Origin of the sequence: Janthinobacterium sp. SUN120, from assembly GCF_030397735.1 — a bacterium.
GTDB lineage: Bacteria > Pseudomonadota > Gammaproteobacteria > Burkholderiales > Burkholderiaceae_D > Janthinobacterium > Janthinobacterium kumbetense.
This window is the reverse complement of the sequence record NZ_JAPUBW010000004.1, coordinates 248,410-266,136: the sequence shown is the minus strand read 5'-3', so window position 1 is coordinate 266,136 and position 17,727 is coordinate 248,410. Positions and strand designations below refer to the sequence as shown.

At 63.4% G+C, this 17,727-nt stretch carries 14 protein-coding genes; 10 read left to right on the top strand and 4 right to left on the bottom strand.

All coding sequences use genetic code 11. From position 1 onward, the window contains the following. Positions 1-5: 5 nt before the first annotated feature. Positions 6-392: a DUF350 domain-containing protein gene (locus tag O0879_RS21800; protein ID WP_077398383.1), complete on the bottom strand. Its 387-nt coding sequence runs from the start codon at positions 390-392 to the stop codon at positions 6-8. Positions 393-452: 60 nt separating this feature from the next. Between O0879_RS21800 and O0879_RS21795 the strand changes: the two genes are divergently transcribed. Together O0879_RS21795 and O0879_RS21790 are read left to right on the top strand one after the other, a co-directional pair. Further along, positions 453-1,964: a polyamine aminopropyltransferase gene (locus O0879_RS21795; RefSeq protein ID WP_289918708.1), complete on the top strand. Its 1,512-nt coding sequence runs from the start codon at positions 453-455 to the stop codon at positions 1,962-1,964. Then, the gene (locus tag O0879_RS21790; RefSeq protein ID WP_289918707.1) at positions 1,964-3,595 is read left to right on the top strand and encodes an NAD(P)-binding protein; all 1,632 of its coding nucleotides are present in this window, start codon (positions 1,964-1,966) and stop codon (positions 3,593-3,595) included. The genes O0879_RS21795 and O0879_RS21790 overlap by 1 nt, the downstream gene beginning before the upstream one ends. Before the next feature lie 63 nt (positions 3,596-3,658). On the opposite strand, the gene mmsB is transcribed toward O0879_RS21790, so the two are convergent. The 3 genes from mmsB to chvE form a co-directional block, all read right to left on the bottom strand. Then, positions 3,659-4,873, bottom strand: coding sequence for a multiple monosaccharide ABC transporter permease (gene mmsB / locus O0879_RS21785; protein WP_289905977.1), 1,215 nt, complete (start codon positions 4,871-4,873; stop codon positions 3,659-3,661). Further along, positions 4,863-6,404, bottom strand: coding sequence for a multiple monosaccharide ABC transporter ATP-binding protein (mmsA, locus tag O0879_RS21780; protein ID WP_289912558.1), 1,542 nt, complete (start codon positions 6,402-6,404; stop codon positions 4,863-4,865). The genes mmsB and mmsA overlap by 11 nt, the downstream gene beginning before the upstream one ends. Positions 6,405-6,517: 113 nt before the next feature. Next, complete coding sequence (chvE, locus tag O0879_RS21775) at positions 6,518-7,594, bottom strand: multiple monosaccharide ABC transporter substrate-binding protein (RefSeq protein WP_102121449.1); 1,077 nt, start codon at positions 7,592-7,594, stop codon at positions 6,518-6,520. Positions 7,595-7,970: 376 nt separating this feature from the next. Here chvE and O0879_RS21770 point away from each other — a divergent pair, with 376 nt between their 5' ends. The 8 genes from O0879_RS21770 to O0879_RS21735 all read left to right on the top strand — a co-directional run bounded on the left by O0879_RS21770 (position 7,971) and on the right by O0879_RS21735 (position 17,726). Then, entirely contained in the window at positions 7,971-9,131 is a 1,161-nt protein-coding gene (locus O0879_RS21770; protein ID WP_289918703.1) for a fumarylacetoacetate hydrolase family protein, read from the top strand. Between the two features lie 154 nt (positions 9,132-9,285). Continuing rightward, positions 9,286-10,053 (top strand): SDR family oxidoreductase, encoded by a 768-nt coding sequence (locus tag O0879_RS21765; protein WP_289918700.1) that lies wholly within the window; start codon positions 9,286-9,288, stop codon positions 10,051-10,053. Beyond that, entirely contained in the window at positions 10,050-11,837 is a 1,788-nt protein-coding gene (locus O0879_RS21760; RefSeq protein WP_289918699.1) for an IlvD/Edd family dehydratase, read from the top strand. Before O0879_RS21765 ends, O0879_RS21760 begins: the two co-directional genes overlap by 4 nt. A gap of 64 nt (positions 11,838-11,901) precedes the next feature. Then, on the top strand, positions 11,902-12,903 hold the full coding sequence (gene xylF / locus O0879_RS21755; protein ID WP_289918697.1) for a D-xylose ABC transporter substrate-binding protein: 1,002 nt from the start codon (positions 11,902-11,904) through the stop codon (positions 12,901-12,903). A 110-nt stretch (positions 12,904-13,013) separates the two neighbouring features. Next, entirely contained in the window at positions 13,014-14,585 is a 1,572-nt protein-coding gene (xylG, locus tag O0879_RS21750; RefSeq protein ID WP_289918695.1) for a D-xylose ABC transporter ATP-binding protein, read from the top strand. Continuing rightward, a complete protein-coding gene (locus O0879_RS21745; protein ID WP_034783811.1) occupies positions 14,582-15,724 on the top strand; it encodes a sugar ABC transporter permease in 1,143 nt (380 codons plus the stop codon). The genes xylG and O0879_RS21745 overlap by 4 nt, the downstream gene beginning before the upstream one ends. A gap of 32 nt (positions 15,725-15,756) precedes the next feature. Continuing rightward, positions 15,757-16,956: a DNA-binding transcriptional regulator gene (locus O0879_RS21740; RefSeq protein WP_099665929.1), complete on the top strand. Its 1,200-nt coding sequence runs from the start codon at positions 15,757-15,759 to the stop codon at positions 16,954-16,956. Continuing rightward, a complete protein-coding gene (locus O0879_RS21735) occupies positions 16,953-17,726 on the top strand; it encodes a hypothetical protein (protein ID WP_289918693.1) in 774 nt (257 codons plus the stop codon). The genes O0879_RS21740 and O0879_RS21735 overlap by 4 nt, the downstream gene beginning before the upstream one ends. The last annotated feature ends 1 nt before the right edge of the window (position 17,727 follow it).

Sequence of the window (17,727 nt, the reverse complement as noted above, 5' to 3'; positions counted from 1 at the left end):
CGGTGTCAGGAAATGCAGGCGGCGTTGATGGCGCCGATCGACAGCGAAATGGCGGCCAGCAAGCCGCCGAAAGCGCTGTTGTTCGATTCGATCTGGTCCTTCGACATGCGCAGCAGGCGCGTGGTCACCACGTAGGCCAGCAATTGCACCACCATGGCGCCGAAGGCCCAAGCGAAGAACTGCTGGTAGTCGGCCGTGTGCATCAGGGATGAGGCGATGGTGGCGGAAAAGCCCAGCAGCGCGCCGCCCAGCGACAGGGCCGCGGCCTGATTGCCCTGGCGAATCAGCAGCACTTCGTTATATGGCGTGACGCGCGTGTAGATGATAAAAAATACAATCAGTAGCCCGGCGGCCAGTAAAAGATGGATCAGATAGTTTAGGATGGCGGGCACGGCATTCCTCACAATGAGTATTTGATAACGTCAACGCATATTAGAACAAAAAAAAGCCCCATGAACAAAAAGATTCTGATTTTGTCCGTCTTCGTGGTCGCCTCCTGCGGCCTCGCGTATGAGCTGATCGCCGGCGCCATGTCCAGCTATCTGCTCGGCGACTCCATCCTGCAGTTTTCCACCATCATTGGCTGCTACTTGTTCGCCATGGGTGTAGGTGCTCACTTTTCCAAGTATGTACGGGACGATGACGTGCTCTCGCGTTTCGTCGACATCGAACTGGCCGTGGGCTTGATCGGCGGCCTGTCGGCCGCCATCCTGTTCATGACCTTTTCGTGGATGGCCGCGCCATTTCGCACCTTATTGTATGTGATGGTGTTCCTGATCGGCGCACTGGTCGGCATGGAAGTGCCGCTGGTGATGCGGGCCCTGAATTCGCGCCAGACGGAATTTTCCGAGCTGGTCAGCCGCGTGCTGACCTTCGATTACCTGGGCGCGCTGGCCGTTTCCCTGCTGTTTCCGCTGGTGCTGTCGCCGTACCTGGGACTTGTGCGCACGGGTTTCCTGTTCGGCATGCTCAATGTGGGCGTGGGCCTGTGGACGATCTGGGTGTTCCGCGCGGAACTGAAGAACCTCACGGGGCGCTTCCTGCGCGCCTGCGCCGTGATGCTGGTGCTGATCGCCGGCTTTGCCATGTCGGACCGCATGGTGGCGTGGGGCGAGCACGGCTTGTTCGGCGACCAGATCGTGTATTCCACCACCACGCCTTACCAGCGCCTGGTGATCACGCGCTGGAAGGACGATACGCGGCTGTACATCAACGGCAACCTGCAGTTTTCTTCGCGCGACGAGTACCGCTACCACGAGGCGCTGGTGCACCCTGTGCTGGAAGCGTTGCCCTGGGCGCGCCGCGTGCTGGTGCTGGGCGGCGGCGACGGCCTGGCGCTGCGCGAAATTCTGCGTTATCTCCACATCGAACACGTCACCGTGGTCGACCTCGACCCCGCCATGACTGCCGCGTTTACCACGCGCCCGGAACTGGCAAAGCTGAACAACAATTCGTTCTCGGACAAGCGGGTTACCGTCGTTAATGCCGATGCCGCCGTCTGGCTGCGCAACAACGGCGACATGTTCGACGCGGCCATCGTCGATTTCCCCGACCCGTCCAGCTTCGCGCTCGGCAAACTGTACTCGGTGCCGTTCTACGATCTGGTGAAAAAGCACCTGGCGGCCAAAGGCCTGATGGTGGTGCAATCGACGTCGCCGTTCTTTGCGCCGCACGCTTACTGGACCATCAATTCGACCCTGCGCGAAGTGGGCATGCGCACCTGGCCCTATCACGCCTACGTGCCCTCGTTCGGCGAATGGGGGTTTATCCTCGCTTCACCCCAGCTCGACTACAAACCGCCCACCAGCTATCGCCTGCCGATGCGCTACCTGAATGCGGACACCACGCGCGAAATGTTCATCTTCCCGCCCGACATGCAGCCGTTGCCCATGGCGCCGAATCGCCTGAATACCCAGTCGCTCGTGCATGAATTCGAGCAGGACTGGAACCGGGTGATCCGCTGATGCAGCGCCGTTCCTTCATGCTGTGGGCCGCCGGCGGCACGGCAGCGGCCGTCGCTGGCATCGGCAGCATCGCCGCGTATCTGCGCTGGCAGGAGATCACGCCGAAGGTGCTGTATCCGGGCCGCAGCGAGGGGCATTATTTGCGCAAGCTGCTGCGCGAGCGCACGGCGCTGCCGGCGCCCTCGGCAACCGTCACCACCGACGTGGCGATTCTTGGCTCCGGCATCGCCGGCCTGACGGCCGCCTGGCGTTTGAATAAATTGGGGCACAAGGACTTCCTCATGATCGATGGGCCCCAGCCGTACGGCAACGCGGCCGGCGGGCAGTTCGGCGACCTGGCCTATCCGACAGGCGGTCACTATCTGCCGCTGCCTTCGCCCGAATCGACCCATGTGCGCGAGATCCTGTTCGACCTGGGTATCATCCAGCGCGACCCCATGGCGGAAAAGCCGACTTACGACGAGCGTTACATCCTGCACGCGCCCGAGGAGCGCCTGCTGTTCAACGGCCACTGGCAGGATGGCTTCATTCCCACCGAAGGCGTTTCTGCCGAAGAACTGGCGCAACACGAGCGTTTCTTTGCCGAGGTGCGGCGCCTGCGCCAGGCGCATGGCAACGACGGCAAACGCGTCTTCGTGTTCCCGACAGTGGCATCGTCGCAAGACCCGGCCTGGCAGGCGCTGGACAGCATCACCTTGAAGCAGTGGATGGAGCGCGAAGGCTATACCTCGCCCACCCTGCACTGGTATTTGAATTACTGCTGCCGCGACGATTACGGCACGCGCTACGACCAGGTCTCGGCCTGGGCCGGCCTGCATTACTACTGCAGCCGCTGGGGACAGGCAGCCAATGCGGGCAACGGCGCCTGGCTGACCTGGCCGGGCGGCATGCAACCGGTCGCCACGGCCATGGAGCAGGCCTCAGGTGTCAAGCGTCATGCGGGTACGGTGGTTTCCCTCACGACGACGGAGCAGGGCGTGGAGGCGCTGTGCCTGGAACTGGTCGATGGCCAGCCGCGCACTTACCTGGTCAAGGCGCGCAAGGCCATCTGCGCCATGCCTTTGTTCGTGGCGGCCCGCGTGGTGAACAACATCGCCGAGTATGGCTTTGACGCGCAGCGCGATACGCCCGCGTATGCGCCGTGGCTGGTGGCGAATTTTTTACTTAAACGCTTTCCCGACGAACTGCCGCATGCGCCGCTATGCTGGGACAACGTGGTGTACCAGGAGCCGGGCCTCGGCTACGTCGTCTCGACCCACCAGGATATCCGCGTACGCCCGCCCGAGAAAACCGTCTTCAGCGCCTATGTGGCCCTGTCCGACCGCACGCCGCAGGAAGCGCGCAAGTGGTTAGATGTGGCCACGCCCGAGCAATTGCTGGCGCTGGCCAGCGCCGATTTGAAGACGGCGTATGGACGCGATTTTGCCAGCTGCGTCGAACGGGTCGACATCACCGTGCGCGGCCACGCCATGGCGGCACCATTGCCAGGATTTCGCAGCAATGCGGGCTTGAAGGCGCTGCGCGAGCACGATGGCGCGATTCTGTTTGCGCATGCCGATTTGTCGGGCTTTTCCGTGTTCGAGGAAGCGGCGTGGTGGGGGGACCGCGCGGCGCGCCTGGCGGCTAAATAAAAAGGCCGGCGCGAACGCCGGCCAGAGCCCCCTAAGGCTCGAACCTGTGCTTCCTTGTTCTTCTTATTTATTTTTATTAATGACGTCGATGAACACGGCCGCCAGCAGCACCAGGCCCTTGATCACCTGTTGGTAGTCGATGCCGATGCCCATGATGGACATGCCGTTGTTCATCACGCCCATGATGAAGGCGCCGATGACGGCGCCCATCACCTTGCCCACGCCGCCCGAAGCCGAGGCGCCGCCGATGAAGCAGGCGGCGATCACGTCCAGCTCGAAACCTGTTCCCGCTTTCGGCGTGGCCGTGTTCAGGCGCGCCGCGAAGATCAAACCGGCCAGCGCGGCCAGCATGCCCATGTTGACGAAGGTGTAGAAGCTGACCCGTTCCGTCTTGATGCCGGACAGGCGCGCCGCCTTCTCGTTGCCGCCCACCGCATACACGCGGCGTCCCAGTACGGTGCGGTTGGTAATGAAGGTGTAGGCGACGATGAGCAGCGACATCACGGCCAGCACGTTGGGAAAGCCGCGGTACGACGCCAGCAGGTAGCTGAAATACACCATCACGGCGGCGAAGATGGCGTTTTTCAGCAGGAAGAAGGCGCGCGGCTCGTTTTCCATGCCGTGTTTCAGTTGCTTGGCGCGACTGCGCAGCGAGGTGATGATCAGCGCCGCTGCGGCGATCACGCCCAGCAGCAGGGAAAAGCCGCGCAGGTTTTCGCCGCCGAACGGGTCGGGCAGGAAGCCCGAGCTGAGCATCTGGAAGCCTTCCGGGAAGGGGCCGACCGACTGGCCAGCCAGCAGTGCCAGGGTCAGGCCCTTGAATACCAGCATGCCGGCCAGGGTGACGATGAAGGAGGGGATTTTGAAGAAGGCGACAAAATAGCCTTGCGCGCCGCCGATGACGGCGCCGGCCAGCAGGCAGATGATGCTGGCGGCGACAAAGTTCATGTTGTAGTTGACGATCAGGACGGCCGCCAACGCACCGACGAAGCCGACCACCGAGCCGACGGACAAATCGATATGGCCGGCCACGATGACCATCAGCATGCCCAGTGCCATGATGACGATGTAGCTGTTTTGCAGCACCAGGTTGGTCAGGTTCAGCGGCTGCATCAGGGTGCCGTCGGTCATGTACTGGAAAAAGCCCATGATGACGATCAGGGAGAGCAGCATGCCGTAGTCGCGCATATTGTTCTTCAAAAAGCCGGCATAGCTTTTCGCTTGCGGTGCGGCCGCTGGCGCGCCTGCCGCCGTTCCCGCTGTCAGTTTATTGTCCATTGTTTTCTCCGTGTGTAACGATCGCGCGCATGATTCGCTCCTGCGATGCTTCTGCTGCGCTCAGTTCTGCCGCGAAGCGGCCTTCGTTCATGACATAGATCCGGTCGCACATGCCCAGCAATTCCGGCATTTCCGACGAAATCATGATGATGCATTTGCCTTCGGCGGCCAGCTCGCTGATGATGCTGTAGATCTCGTATTTGGCGCCCACGTCGATACCGCGGCTCGGTTCATCGAGGATCAGGATGTCGGGGCGCGAAAACAGCCACTTTGCCAGCACCACTTTCTGCTGATTGCCGCCGGACAGGTTGACCACTTTCTGCGCCACGCTCGAGCAACGGGTCTTGAGCTTGCGGCGGAACTCCTCGGCCACGCTGAATTCACGCTGCTCGTCGATCACCATGCGCTTCGAAATTGCGTCCAGGTTGGCCAGGCTGGTATTCTTCTGGATGTCCTCTTCCAGGATCAGGCCCAGGCCCTTGCGGTCTTCCGTGACATACGCAAGGCCATGCGCGATCGCCTTGCCGATGGTGCTGACGTCGATTTCCTGGCCGTTCTTCAGCACCGTGCCGCTGATGCGCTGTCCGTAGGCGCGCCCGAAAATGCTCATCGCCAGTTCCGTGCGCCCGGAGCCCATCAAGCCGGCGATGCCGATGATCTCGCCCTTCCTGGCGTGCATGTTGATGCCCTTGATGACAGGGCGCTCGGCATGCTCGGGATGGAACACGCGCCAATCGCGCACTTCGAAAATGGTCTCGCCGATGGTGGGCGTGCGCGGTGGATAGCGGTCGGCCATCTCGCGCCCGACCATTTTTTCGATGATGCGGTCTTCGCTGACTGGCTCCATGCGGCAGTCGAAACTGTCGACCGTGTTCCCGTCGCGCAGCACCGTGATGGCATCGGCGACTCTGGAAATTTCATTGAGCTTGTGCGAGATCAGGATAGAGGCGATGCCCTGGGCTTTCAGGCCCAGCAGCAGGTCGAGCAGGGCTGCGCTGTCGCTCTCGTTCAGGCTGGCCGTCGGCTCGTCGAGGATCAGCAGCTTGACGTCCTTGCACAGCGCCTTGGCGATTTCGATCAGCTGCTGCTTGCCCACGCCCAGGTTGGTGATCAGGGTGTCCGGGGACTCTTTCAGGCCGACTTTGTGCAGCAGTTCGCGCGTCTTCGCTTGCGCGTATTCCCAGTCGATGACACCCATGCGGGCCGGCTCGTTGCCGAGGAAGATATTCTCGGCGATCGACAACTGGGGCACCAGCGCCAGTTCCTGGTGGATGATGATGATGCCGATTTCTTCGCTGTCCTTGATGCCGCGGAAGTGCCGCGTCTGGCCCAGGTAATCGATGTCGCCCGTATAGCTGCCATGGCCGTAGACGCCGCTCAGCACTTTCATCAGGGTCGATTTGCCGGCGCCGTTTTCGCCGACGATGGCGTGGATCTCGCCGCTGCGTACCCGCAGGTTGACATTGTCGAGCGCAACGACGCCCGGGAATGTTTTGCGTATCCCGCGCATTTCCAGGATAGTGTTCGTCATATAACCTCTCTGGCACGGCCGCGCTGGTCGGCGCCGGTCGTGCGGCAGTCTTGTTCTTGATCGTGCATGAAGCGAAAGGCCCGGCAGCGCCGGGCCTTCAGTACCGTCGATGCTTATTTCACTTGCGCTTCCGTGTAGTAGCCGCTGCCGGTGACGAGTACCTGCTTCCAGTTCGCCTTGTCGACGGTGACCGGTTTTAACAGGTAGGACGGCACGACTTTCACGCCGTTGTTATAGGTCTTGGTATCGTTGACGGTCGGGACTTTGCCCGACATCATCGCGTCGACCATGTTGGCCGTCACCTTGGCCAGTTCGCGCGTGTCCTTGAACACGGTCGATGCCTGTTCGCCGCGGATGATCGATTTCACCGACGGGATTTCCGCATCCTGGCCTGTCACGACGGGGAACGGTTGTTTCGGCGTGCCGTAGCCGACGCCCTTGAGCGAGGACAGGATGCCGATGCTCAAGCCGTCATACGGCGACAGCACCGCGTCGACGCGCGCATTGCCGTAGTAGGCGCTGAGCAGGTTGTCCATGCGCGCCTGCGCCACGGCGCCGTCCCAGCGCAGGGTGGCGACCTTTTCCATGCCCATCTGCTTCGAGCGCACCACCAGCTTGCCGCTGTCGATGTAGGGTTTCAGCACCGACAGCGCGCCGTTGTAGAAGAAGTGCGCGTTGTTGTCATCGGCCGAGCCGCCGAACAGCTCGATGTTGAACGGGCCCTTGCCTTCCTTGAGTTTCAGCGCCGATTCGATATAGCCCGCTTGCAGCACGCCGACCTGGAAATTGTCGAAGGTGGCGTAGTAGTCGATGTTTTTCGTGCCGCGGATCAGGCGGTCATACGAAATGACCTTGATGCCCTTGTCGGCCGCCTTTTGCAGCACGTTCGACAAGGTGGTGCCGTCGATGGCGGCGATCACCAGCACCTTGGCGCCCTTGGTGATCATGTTTTCCACCTGCGCTAGCTGGTTCGGGATATCGTCGTCGGCAAACTGCAAGTCCGTCTTGTAGCCGCGCTCCTTGAATACCTTGACCATGTTGTCGCCGTCGGCGATCCAGCGCATGGACGACTTGGTTGGCATCGAGATGCCGATCGCGCCCTTGTCGGCGGCGCTTGCCACGGGTATTACCGCCATGCCGGAGATGGCCAGCGCCAGGCTCGCGGTCAGCATTTTCATTGTTGTTTTCATTTCAGGTCTCCACCGTCTTCGATAGTTGAATGTGCCAGGGCCGTCGTCCCAGTGGGCGGGCTCCGTGCGGATGGCCGATTGCAGGCCACGGCTGATACTAGTTTGTCCATCCATCCCTCACCAATCACTTTTTTCGCATTGGCGATATCCAAAACGATATCGATCGATCAATTGATGCAATGCGCCATAACCCTGCTTCCCGCCTGCTGACAGGGCAGAAACGGGGACCGCGCGGCGGCTTTTTTTGGTGCACTGCAATACCAATAATCATCATTCAATTTGGTGATTTTCGTAATTGCGGCGACACAGGGCGGCGCGCAGAATCGCTCCGAACTTGACCGATTGCCTTCCCATCACGTCCCTTTGAAAGCTTGCCATGCAGCCGATTTCCCCCGTCTCCCTGTTGCCCGCCGACCTGGCGCAGGCCCTCCTCATCGGCCGCATCTGGCGTGACGGCCCTTGCGTCGTCGCCGTGCGCGGCGGCGAGGTGGTCGACCTCACGCAAACGGTGGCGACGGTGGCCGAGCTGTTCGAGCGTAGCGATGCGCTCGATATCGCCCGCCATGCGCCCGGCGTGGCGCTCGGCCCCGTGCAGGCGCTGCTGGAGCAGGCGCTGGCCGCGCCGGCCGGCGAGCCGTTGCTGCTGGCGCCGTGCGACCTGCAGGCCGTCAAGGCCTGCGGCGTGACTTTCGCCGTCAGCTTGCTCGAACGGGTGATCGAGGAACAGGCTGGTGGCGACGCGGCACGCGCGGCGAGCCTGCGCGCCGTCCTGCAAATGACCCTGGGCGGCGACTTGTCCGCATTGAAGCCCGGCTCGGACGCGGCGCAGCGGCTGAAACAGCAGCTGCAGCAGCGCGGCGCCTGGTCGCAGTACATGGAAGTGGGCATCGGCCCCGATGCGGAAGTGTTTACCAAGGCGCAGCCGATGTCGTCGGTGGGTTGCGGCGCGCAGGTGGGCTTGCTGCCATCGTCCGCCTGGAACAACCCGGAGCCCGAGATCGTCCTGGCCGTCAACAGCCGCGGCGAGGTGCTGGGGGCGACCTTGGGCAATGACGTCAACCTGCGCGACATCGAAGGGCGCAGTGCCCTCTTGCTGGGCAAGGCCAAGGATAACAACGGTTCCTGCGCCATCGGTCCCTTCATCCGCCTGTTCGACGAACACTTTACGCTCGACACCGTGCGCCAGGCGGAAGTGTCGCTGCTGATCGAAGGCGCGGACGATGGCTTTGTGCTCGAAGGCGCCAGCTTCATGCGCGAGATCAGCCGCGACCCGCTGGACCTGGTGCGCCAGACGGCAGGCCAGTACCACCAGTATCCGGACGGCTTCATGCTGTTCCTGGGGACCATGTTCTCGCCCGTGAAGGACCGCGGTGCGCAGGGCGGCGGCTTTACGCACCACCTGGGCGACCGGGTGACGATTGCCAGCGCCGCGCTGGGCGCGCTGGTCAACGAAGTGCAGCGCTGCGATGCGATTCCTCCCTGGACGTTCGGCGTGCGCGCGCTGTACCAGAACCTGGCCCAACGCGGTTTGCTTTGATTATTTATTAACTAAGAACGCTTAACAAAACCGTAGCGAGCGGATGAGAGTTGTGGCTGAGTAGCGGAGCTGTGCGCATGCACAGTGAGCATCGGAGGCCGCAAATCTCGACGCGTAGTAGGTTTGGTTATGCGTTCCTAAAAAGAGAGACACCATGCAACATGCAATCTACCCCAGCCTGGCAGGCCAGCGCGTCGTCATCACGGGCGGCGGCACCGGCATCGGCGTGGCCATCGTCGGGGCGTTCGCGCGCCAAGGCGCCCACGTCACCTTTCTCGACATCGCCCGCGAAGCGTCGCTGGCGCTGCAGGAAAAGCTGGCCGACCTGCCGCAGCCGCCCGTCTTCCGTTATTGCGACCTGACGGATCTGGGCGCCCTGGCCGCCACCTTCGCCGAGATCGAACACAGCGCGGGCGCTACGGATATTCTCATCAACAACGCGGCCAATGACGACCGCCACCAGCTGCAGGACGTCACGCCCGCCTACTGGGACGAGCGCATTGCCGTCAACCTGCGCCACCAGTATTTCTGCGCCCAGGCTGTGGCGCCGGCCATGCGCGCCAAGGGCGGCGGCGTGATCCTCAACCTGGGGTCGATTTCCTGGCACCTGGCGCAAGCGCGCCTGTCGATCTACATGACGGCGAAAGCCGGTATCGAGGGCCTGACGCGCGGTCTGGCGCGCGACCTGGGCGTCGACGGCATCCGCGTCAATTGCATCATTCCCGGCGCCGTGCGCACGCCGCGCCAGGAAAAACTGTGGCATACGCCGGAGGCGGAAGCCGTGATCCTGCAGGGGCAATGCCTGCAGCTGCGCGTGGAGCCGGAAGACGTGGCGGCGCTGGCGCTGTTCCTCGCGTCGGACAACGCGGCCAAGTGCGCCGGCCGCGAATACTATGTCGACGCAGGCTGGTACGGCGCATGAGTACCCCAAACAATCGCCAGTCGCTGCGCTTCCGTTCGCAGGACTGGTTCGACAATCCCGACCACATCGATATGACGGCGCTGTACCTGGAGCGCTTCATGAACTACGGGATCACGGCCGAGGAGCTGCGTTCGGGCCGGCCCATCATCGGTATTGCGCAAAGCGGCAGCGATATCAGCCCCTGCAACCGCATACACCTGGAACTGGCCCAGCGCGTGCGCGACGGCATCCGCGATGCGGGCGGCATCCCGATGGAGTTCCCGCTGCACCCGATCTTCGAGAACTGCCGCCGTCCGACGGCCGCGCTGGACCGCAACCTGGCGTATCTGGGCCTTGTGGAAATCCTGCATGGTTACCCGATCGACGCCGTGGTGCTGACGACGGGTTGCGACAAGACCACGCCGGCCCAGCTGATGGCCGCCGCCACGGTCGACATCCCCGCCATCGTGCTGTCGGGCGGTCCCATGCTCGATGGCTGGATGGACGGCGAACTGGTGGGTTCCGGCGCGGCCATCTGGAAGGGCCGCCGCCAGTTGTCCGCCGGCTTGATCGACAACGATAAATTCCTGCAGATCGCCGCCGCCTCGGCGCCGTCGGCCGGCCACTGCAACACCATGGGCACGGCATCGACGATGAATGCGCTGGCCGAGGCGCTGGGCATGTCCCTGACGGGCTGCTCGGCCATCCCCGCGCCGTACCGCGAGCGGGGTCAGATCGCCTATGAAACGGGGCGCCGCATCGTCGGCATGGCGCATGACGACGTGCGCCCGTCGAGCATCCTCACGCGCGAGGCGTTTTTGGACGCCATCATCGTCAACGCAGCTATCGGCGGCTCCACCAACGCGCAGCCGCACCTGATGGCCATGGCGCGCCATGCGGGCGTGGCATTGCATTCGAGCGACTGGATGGAGCACGGCTACGACGTGCCGCTGCTGTTGAACATGCAGCCGGCCGGGAAGTATTTGGGAGAGCGCTTCCACCGCGCCGGCGGCGTGCCGGCCGTGATGTGGGAGCTGCTCAACGCGGGTTTGCTGCACGTCGAGCGCCCGACCGTCACGGGCCAGACGATGGCGGCCAACCTGGCGGGGCGCGAGAGCGCGGACCGCGAGATGATCCGCCCGTTTGCCGCGCCGCTGAAGGAAAAAGCCGGTTTCATGGCCTTGCAAGGCAACCTGTTCGACTTCGCCATCATGAAGACCAGCGTGATCTCGCCCGCTTTTCGCGAGCGCTACCTGTCGCGCCCCGGCAGCGAAGGCGTATTCGAAGCGCGCGCCATCGTCTTTGACGGTTCAAACGATTACCACGCGCGCATCAACGACCCGGCGCTCAATATCGACGACAGCTGCATGCTGGTCATGCGCGGCGCCGGCCCTGTCGGCTGGCCCGGTTCGGCCGAAGTGGTCAACATGCAGCCGCCTGACGCCTTGCTGAAGGCCGGCATTCTGAACCTGCCGACCCTGGGCGATGGGCGCCAGTCGGGCACGTCGGACAGTCCCTCGATTTTGAACGCCTCACCGGAAAGCGCCGTGGGCGGCGGCTTGGCGCTGCTGCGCACGGGCGACATGATCCGCGTGGACTTGAACGGGGGCCGCTGCGACATGCTGGTCGACGCGGCAGAACTGGCGCGCCGCGCCAAAGAGCTGCCGCCGCCCGTCAACGACAGCGCCACGCCATGGCAGGAGCTCTACCGCGCCAGCGTGGGCCAGCTGGAAACGGGCGCCTGCATGGAGCTGGCGTTGAAATACCGCGCCGTGGGACAGACCCTGCCACGCCACAACCATTGATTTTTGAAGCCGCAACACCCGCAGTGAAAAAACGTTGTTAATAAAATCCACAAGGAGACACACAATGAACAAGATCATCAGTGCAGCCATCATGACCGCCATGCTGGCATTGACCAGCAGCGCCGCCCTGGCCGATGCGAAAAACCCGAAGATCGGCTTTTCCATCGACGATTTGCGCGTGGAACGCTGGACGCGCGACCGCGATTTCTTCATCGCCGCCGCCGAAAAGCAGGGCGCCAAGGTCTTCGTGCAGTCGGCCGACGCCAGCGAGCAGCGTCAGATTTCTCAAATCGAGAACCTGATCTCGCGCGGCGTGGACGTGCTGGTGATCGTGCCGTTCAACGCGACGGTATTGAACAACACCGTCAAGGAAGCGAAAAAGGCCGGCATCAAGGTGCTGTCATATGACCGATTGATCCTGAACGCCGATATCGACGCGTATATCTCGTTCGACAACGAGAAAGTAGGCGAAATGCAGGCCGAGGGCGTGACCAAGCTGCAACCGAAGGGCAATTACTACCTGCTGGGCGGCTCGCCGACCGACAACAACGCCAAGATGCTGCGCGAAGGCCAGATGAAAGTGCTCAAGCCGTTCATCGACAAGGGCGATATCAAGATCGTCGGCCAGCAGTGGGTGAAGGACTGGAGCGCCACCGAAGCGCTGTCCATCGTGGAAAACGCGCTGACGGCCAACGGCAACAAGATCGACGCCATCGTCGCCTCGAACGACGGCACGGCCGGCGGCGCCATCCAGGCTCTGGCTGCGCAAAAACTGGCAGGCAAGGTACCTGTCTCGGGCCAGGACGCCGATCTGGCGGCGGTGAAACGCGTGATCGCCGGCACGCAGTCGATGACAGTCTACAAACCGCTCAAAACCATCGCTGCCGAAGCGGCCAAGCTGGCCGTGCAACTGGCGCGCAATGAAAAGCCGGCCTACAACTCCAGCTATGACAACGGCTTGAAAAAAGTCAGCACGGTGCTGTTGAAACCAACGCCCTTGACCAAGGCGAATGTGAACGTTCTCGTCGACGACGGCTTCTATACCAAAGCTCAGTTGGGCAACTAAAAGCTGGGGTCAGACCCGCCGGGGGAGTACGCCCCAATGGGGCGCACTCCGATCCCGCAGGGACTGACCCCTGATTTCTCTTGCTTCTTGGTGAATGAATGTGAGCTCAGATGTCTGAATATCTGCTTGAAATGAAAGGCATCGTCAAACAGTTTGGCGGTGTCCGCGCGCTTGACGGCATCGACCTGCAGGTGCGGGCCGGCGAGTGTATCGGCCTGTGCGGCGAGAATGGCGCCGGCAAGTCGACCCTGATGAAAGTGCTGTCCGGTGTGTACCCGCACGGCACCTGGGATGGCGACATCCTGTGGGATGGCCAGCCCCTGCGCGCGCAATCGATCCGCGACACGGAAGACGCGGGCATCATCATCATCCACCAGGAGCTGATGCTGGTGCCGCAGCTGTCCGTGGCCGAGAATATCTTCATGGGCCGCGAGTTGACCCTGCCGGGTGGGCGCATGCATTATGCGGCCATGTACAAGCGCGCCGACGAGCTGCTGCGCGAACTGAAAATTCCCGAATTGAACGTGGCGCAGCCCGTGATGAATTACGGCGGCGGCCACCAGCAACTGGTGGAAATCGCCAAGGCGCTCAACAAGAATGCGCGCTTGCTGATTCTCGACGAGCCGTCGTCGTCGCTGACGGCGTCGGAAATCGCCGTGCTGCTCGATATCCTGCGCGCGTTGAAGGCCAAGGGCGTCACCTGCATCTACATTTCGCACAAGCTCGATGAAGTGGCGGCCATCTGCGACACCATCGTCGTCATCCGCGACGGCAGGCACATCGCCACCACGCCGATGGCGCAGATGAACGTCGAGCGCATCATCGCGCAGATGGTGGGCCGCGAAATGAGCCAGTTGTATCCGCAGCGCGCGCAGCCGCCGGCCATTGGCGAGGTGCTGTTCGAGGCGCGCCATGTGACTTGCATCGACGCCGACAACCCGCAGCGCAAGCGCGTCGACGATGTGTCATTCACCCTGCGCAAGGGCGAAATCCTCGGTATCGCCGGTCTGGTGGGGGCGGGGCGTACGGAGCTCGTCTCGGCCCTGTTTGGCGCCTACCAGGGGCCGTGCGAGGCCGAAGTGTGGCTCGATGGCCGGAGAATCGATACCCGCTCGCCGCAAAAGGCCATCGCCATGGGCCTGGCCATGGTGCCGGAAGACCGCAAGCATCACGGCATCGTGCCGGACCTCGACGTGGGGCAGAACATCACCCTGGCCGTGCTGGAGCAATTCGCGCGCGCCACGCGCATCGACGGCGAGGCGGAATTGACGGCCGTGCGCGGCGAGATCGCCCGGCTGGAGCTGAAGGCGGCCAGCCCGTCGCTGTCCATTACGAGCCTGTCGGGCGGCAACCAGCAAAAGGCCGTGCTGGCCAAGATGCTGCTGACGCGCCCGCGCGTCCTGATTCTCGACGAGCCCACGCGCGGCGTGGACGTGGGCGCCAAATATGAAATCTACAAATTGATGCTGGCGCTGGCCGACCGGGGCGTGGCCATCATCATGGTCTCGTCGGAGCTGGCAGAAGTGCTGGGCGTGTCCGACCGCGTGCTGGTGATGGGCGAAGGCCGCCTGCGCGGCGACTTTATCAACGATGGCCTGAGTCAGGAAACCGTGCTGGCGGCGGCGCTGGACCAGCGCCCGGCACCCGCCGCCAACACCGCAAACAAGGAACCCGCAGCATGAAACCGCACAGTATCAAACAGCTGTTTACCCAATACAAGATGCTGGCCCTGCTGATCGCCGTGGCGCTGATCTGGGCCTTCTTTTCGTGGAAGACGGAGGGCAGTTTCCTTACGCCGCGCAACCTGTCGAACCTGCTGCGCCAGATGTCCGTCACCGGCATCCTCGCCTGCGGCATGGTGCTGGTGATTATCGCCGGCGAGATCGACCTGTCGATCGGCTCCCTGCTGGGGCTACTCGGCGGCATCGCCGCCGTGCTGGACGTGACGCAGCACTGGCCGCTGGCCTTGAACCTGGCGGCGGTACTCGGCTGCGGCCTGGTGATCGGCCTGCTCAACGGCTACCTGACGGCGTACCGGGGCATCCCGTCCTTCATCGTCGGCCTGGGTGGCATGCTGGCGTATCGCGGCATTTTGCTGGGCATCACGGGCGGCATCACCATCGCGCCTGTCTCCGAGCCGATGGTCTACCTGGGGCAGGGCTACCTGCCCGCGGTGCCCGGCATCGTGCTGGGCATCGGCCTGTTCCTGCTGGCCGCTTTCCTGACGTGGCGCGCGCGTGCCAGCCGCGCGCAGCATGGCTTGCCGCAGACGGCGCCCTGGGCCGACGGCTTGCGCCTGGCCGTCATCGGCGCCGTGCTGTACGCCTTCGTGCAAACCCTGAATGGCTATGAAGGCATCCCGCTGCCCGTGCTGTTGCTGCTGGCCTTGCTGGGGCTGTTCAGCTATATCACCAGCCAGACCGTGTTTGGCCGCCGCATCTATGCTGTTGGCAGCAATATGGAAGCGACGCGCCTGTCCGGCATCAATGTGAAAGCCGTCAAGCTGTGGATCTTCGGCATCATGGGCCTGATGTGCGCGCTGGCGGGTCTGATCAACACGGGTCGCCTGGCGGCCGGTTCGCCGTCGGCCGGCACCTTCAGCGAACTCGATGCCATCGCCGCCTGCTTCATCGGCGGCACTTCGATGCGCGGCGGCTCGGGCACCGTGTATGGCGCCCTTATTGGCGCGCTGGTGATGGCCAGCCTGGATAACGGCATGTCCATGCTGGACGTGGACACCTACTGGCAGATGATCGTAAAAGGCAGTATCCTCACCCTCGCCGTGTGGGTCGATGTCAGCACGCGTGCCGGACGCCGCTAGCCGTGAAACGATCTGGCACGGGAGGAGACACCATGAAGATGCCGACCGCGCACCGGATCGCGCTACTGTTTAACGGGAATAAAATCTATGACCGCGACATCATCGCGGGCATCGCCGCCTACCTTAACACCACGCGCGTGTCGTGGGACCTGTTCCTGGAAGAGGATTTTCGCTGCCGCCTGCCGGGCATCGAACGCTGGCAGGGCGACGGCATCATCGCCGATTTCGACGATCCCGCCGTCTGCGCGGCGCTGGCGCACAGCCGCCTGCCGGTGGTGGCCGTGGGCGGTTCGTATGCGCGCGCGGAGGATTACCCGGCCGGCATTCCGTACGTGGCGACCGATAATTTCAAGATCGTCAAGCTGGCCTATGAACACCTGGTGGAAGCGGGATTGAGCCGCTTTGCCTGTTTCAGTCTGCCCGAGGCCGATGTCAACCGCTGGGCGCAGGAGCGCGAAACGGCGTTTTGCACCTTGATGGAGCGCGACCACATGCATGCCGACGTGTACCGGGGCGTCGCCACCAGCGCGCCGTCATGGGACGAAGCGGTGGAGCAGCAGATCGCCTGGCTCAACAGCCTGGAAAAACCCGTCGGCATCATCGCCGTCAGCGACGCGCGCGCGCGCCAGTTGCTGCAAGCGTGCATGCACGCCGGCATCGCCGTGCCCGAGCAGGTCGCCCTGATCGGCATCGACAATGACCCGCTGGCGCGCATGCTCACGCGCATTCCCTTGAGTTCCGTGATCCAGGGCACGGAGGAAATGGGCCGCACGGCGGCGCATTTGCTGCACCAGATGTTGAATGGCGCACGCCTGTCAGGCACGCGCATCCTCGTGCCGCCGGCGGGCCTGAACGTGCTCGCCTCCACGCGCCACCAACCCTTCCAGCATCCGCAGGTGATGCAGGCGCGCCACTTCATTCGCCAGTATGCCTGCCAGGGCATCAAGACGGAGCAGGTGGCCGATTACGTGGGCGTGTCGCGCTCCTCGCTCGAAGCGCACTTCCGCCACGAGCTGGGGCGCAGCGTGCACGATGAAATCCTGCATTTCAAGCTCGATGCGGCCAAGACCCTGCTCGCGCGCGGGCCGGGGCAGGTGGCCGAGGTGGCCGTGCGTTGCGGCTTTACCACGGTGCAGTACATGCATGCCGTCTTCAAGCGCGAACTCGGTTGCACGCCGCGCGAATTCCAGCAGCGCAGCCGGCCGCCGCCAGCCCCCGGGCAGGCGCCATGATGCATCTGCTGCACAACGCGCGCGGCATGCGCGTGGCCATCGATGCGCACGATGCCAGCATGCGGGCCTGGTGGGCGCCTGACCGTTATGGCCGGCTGGCCGATGTGCTGGACGCGGTGCCCCCAGCGGCGCGGTCCTCCGCGGGCTGGCAGTGCGCATCGCCCGGCGACGGCCACTTGCAGTTGCAGCTGGCGCAAGACGGCCTGTCGGTACGCCTGACCTACCGGTTTGACGACGACGGCAGCCTGCACCTCGACTGCGTCGCCACGGCCGATACCGTTTCCCGTTTTGCGCTTGCCGCACCCCGCTTCAACCTGCAGGGCCGCCGTGCCGGCGTGGGCGACCACGTGCTGCGCCTGGCCGCCGACCGTTACTGGCCTTGGCCAGGCGGCAGCGCGGGTGACGCCGCGCTCGATGTGGCGGGCAGCGCGTTTGACTTCCGCCAGCCGGCGCCGCTCGCGTCGCGCCTGGCCTGGCCCGCGCTGGCCCACTTGCCGGGATTCCGGCATGATTTTTACTGGACGGGCAGCGGCCAGCTGCGCGAGGCGGCGCGGGTTGCCGACCCCGCGTCGGGCCGGGTCCTGCGTTTTTCCAGCACCCAGGACAGTTGCCATCTGTATTCCGATGCGCGCTGTTTTTCCCTGCTGGCGCAGGGTGTGGAAATGCAGCCGGGACAGGCGATGCGCTTTAAGCTCGCCTACCGTTTGGGCGTGCAGGATCTCGACGCGTTTGACATATCCGAACCGGTATCAATGATGTCAAATAAGTGAT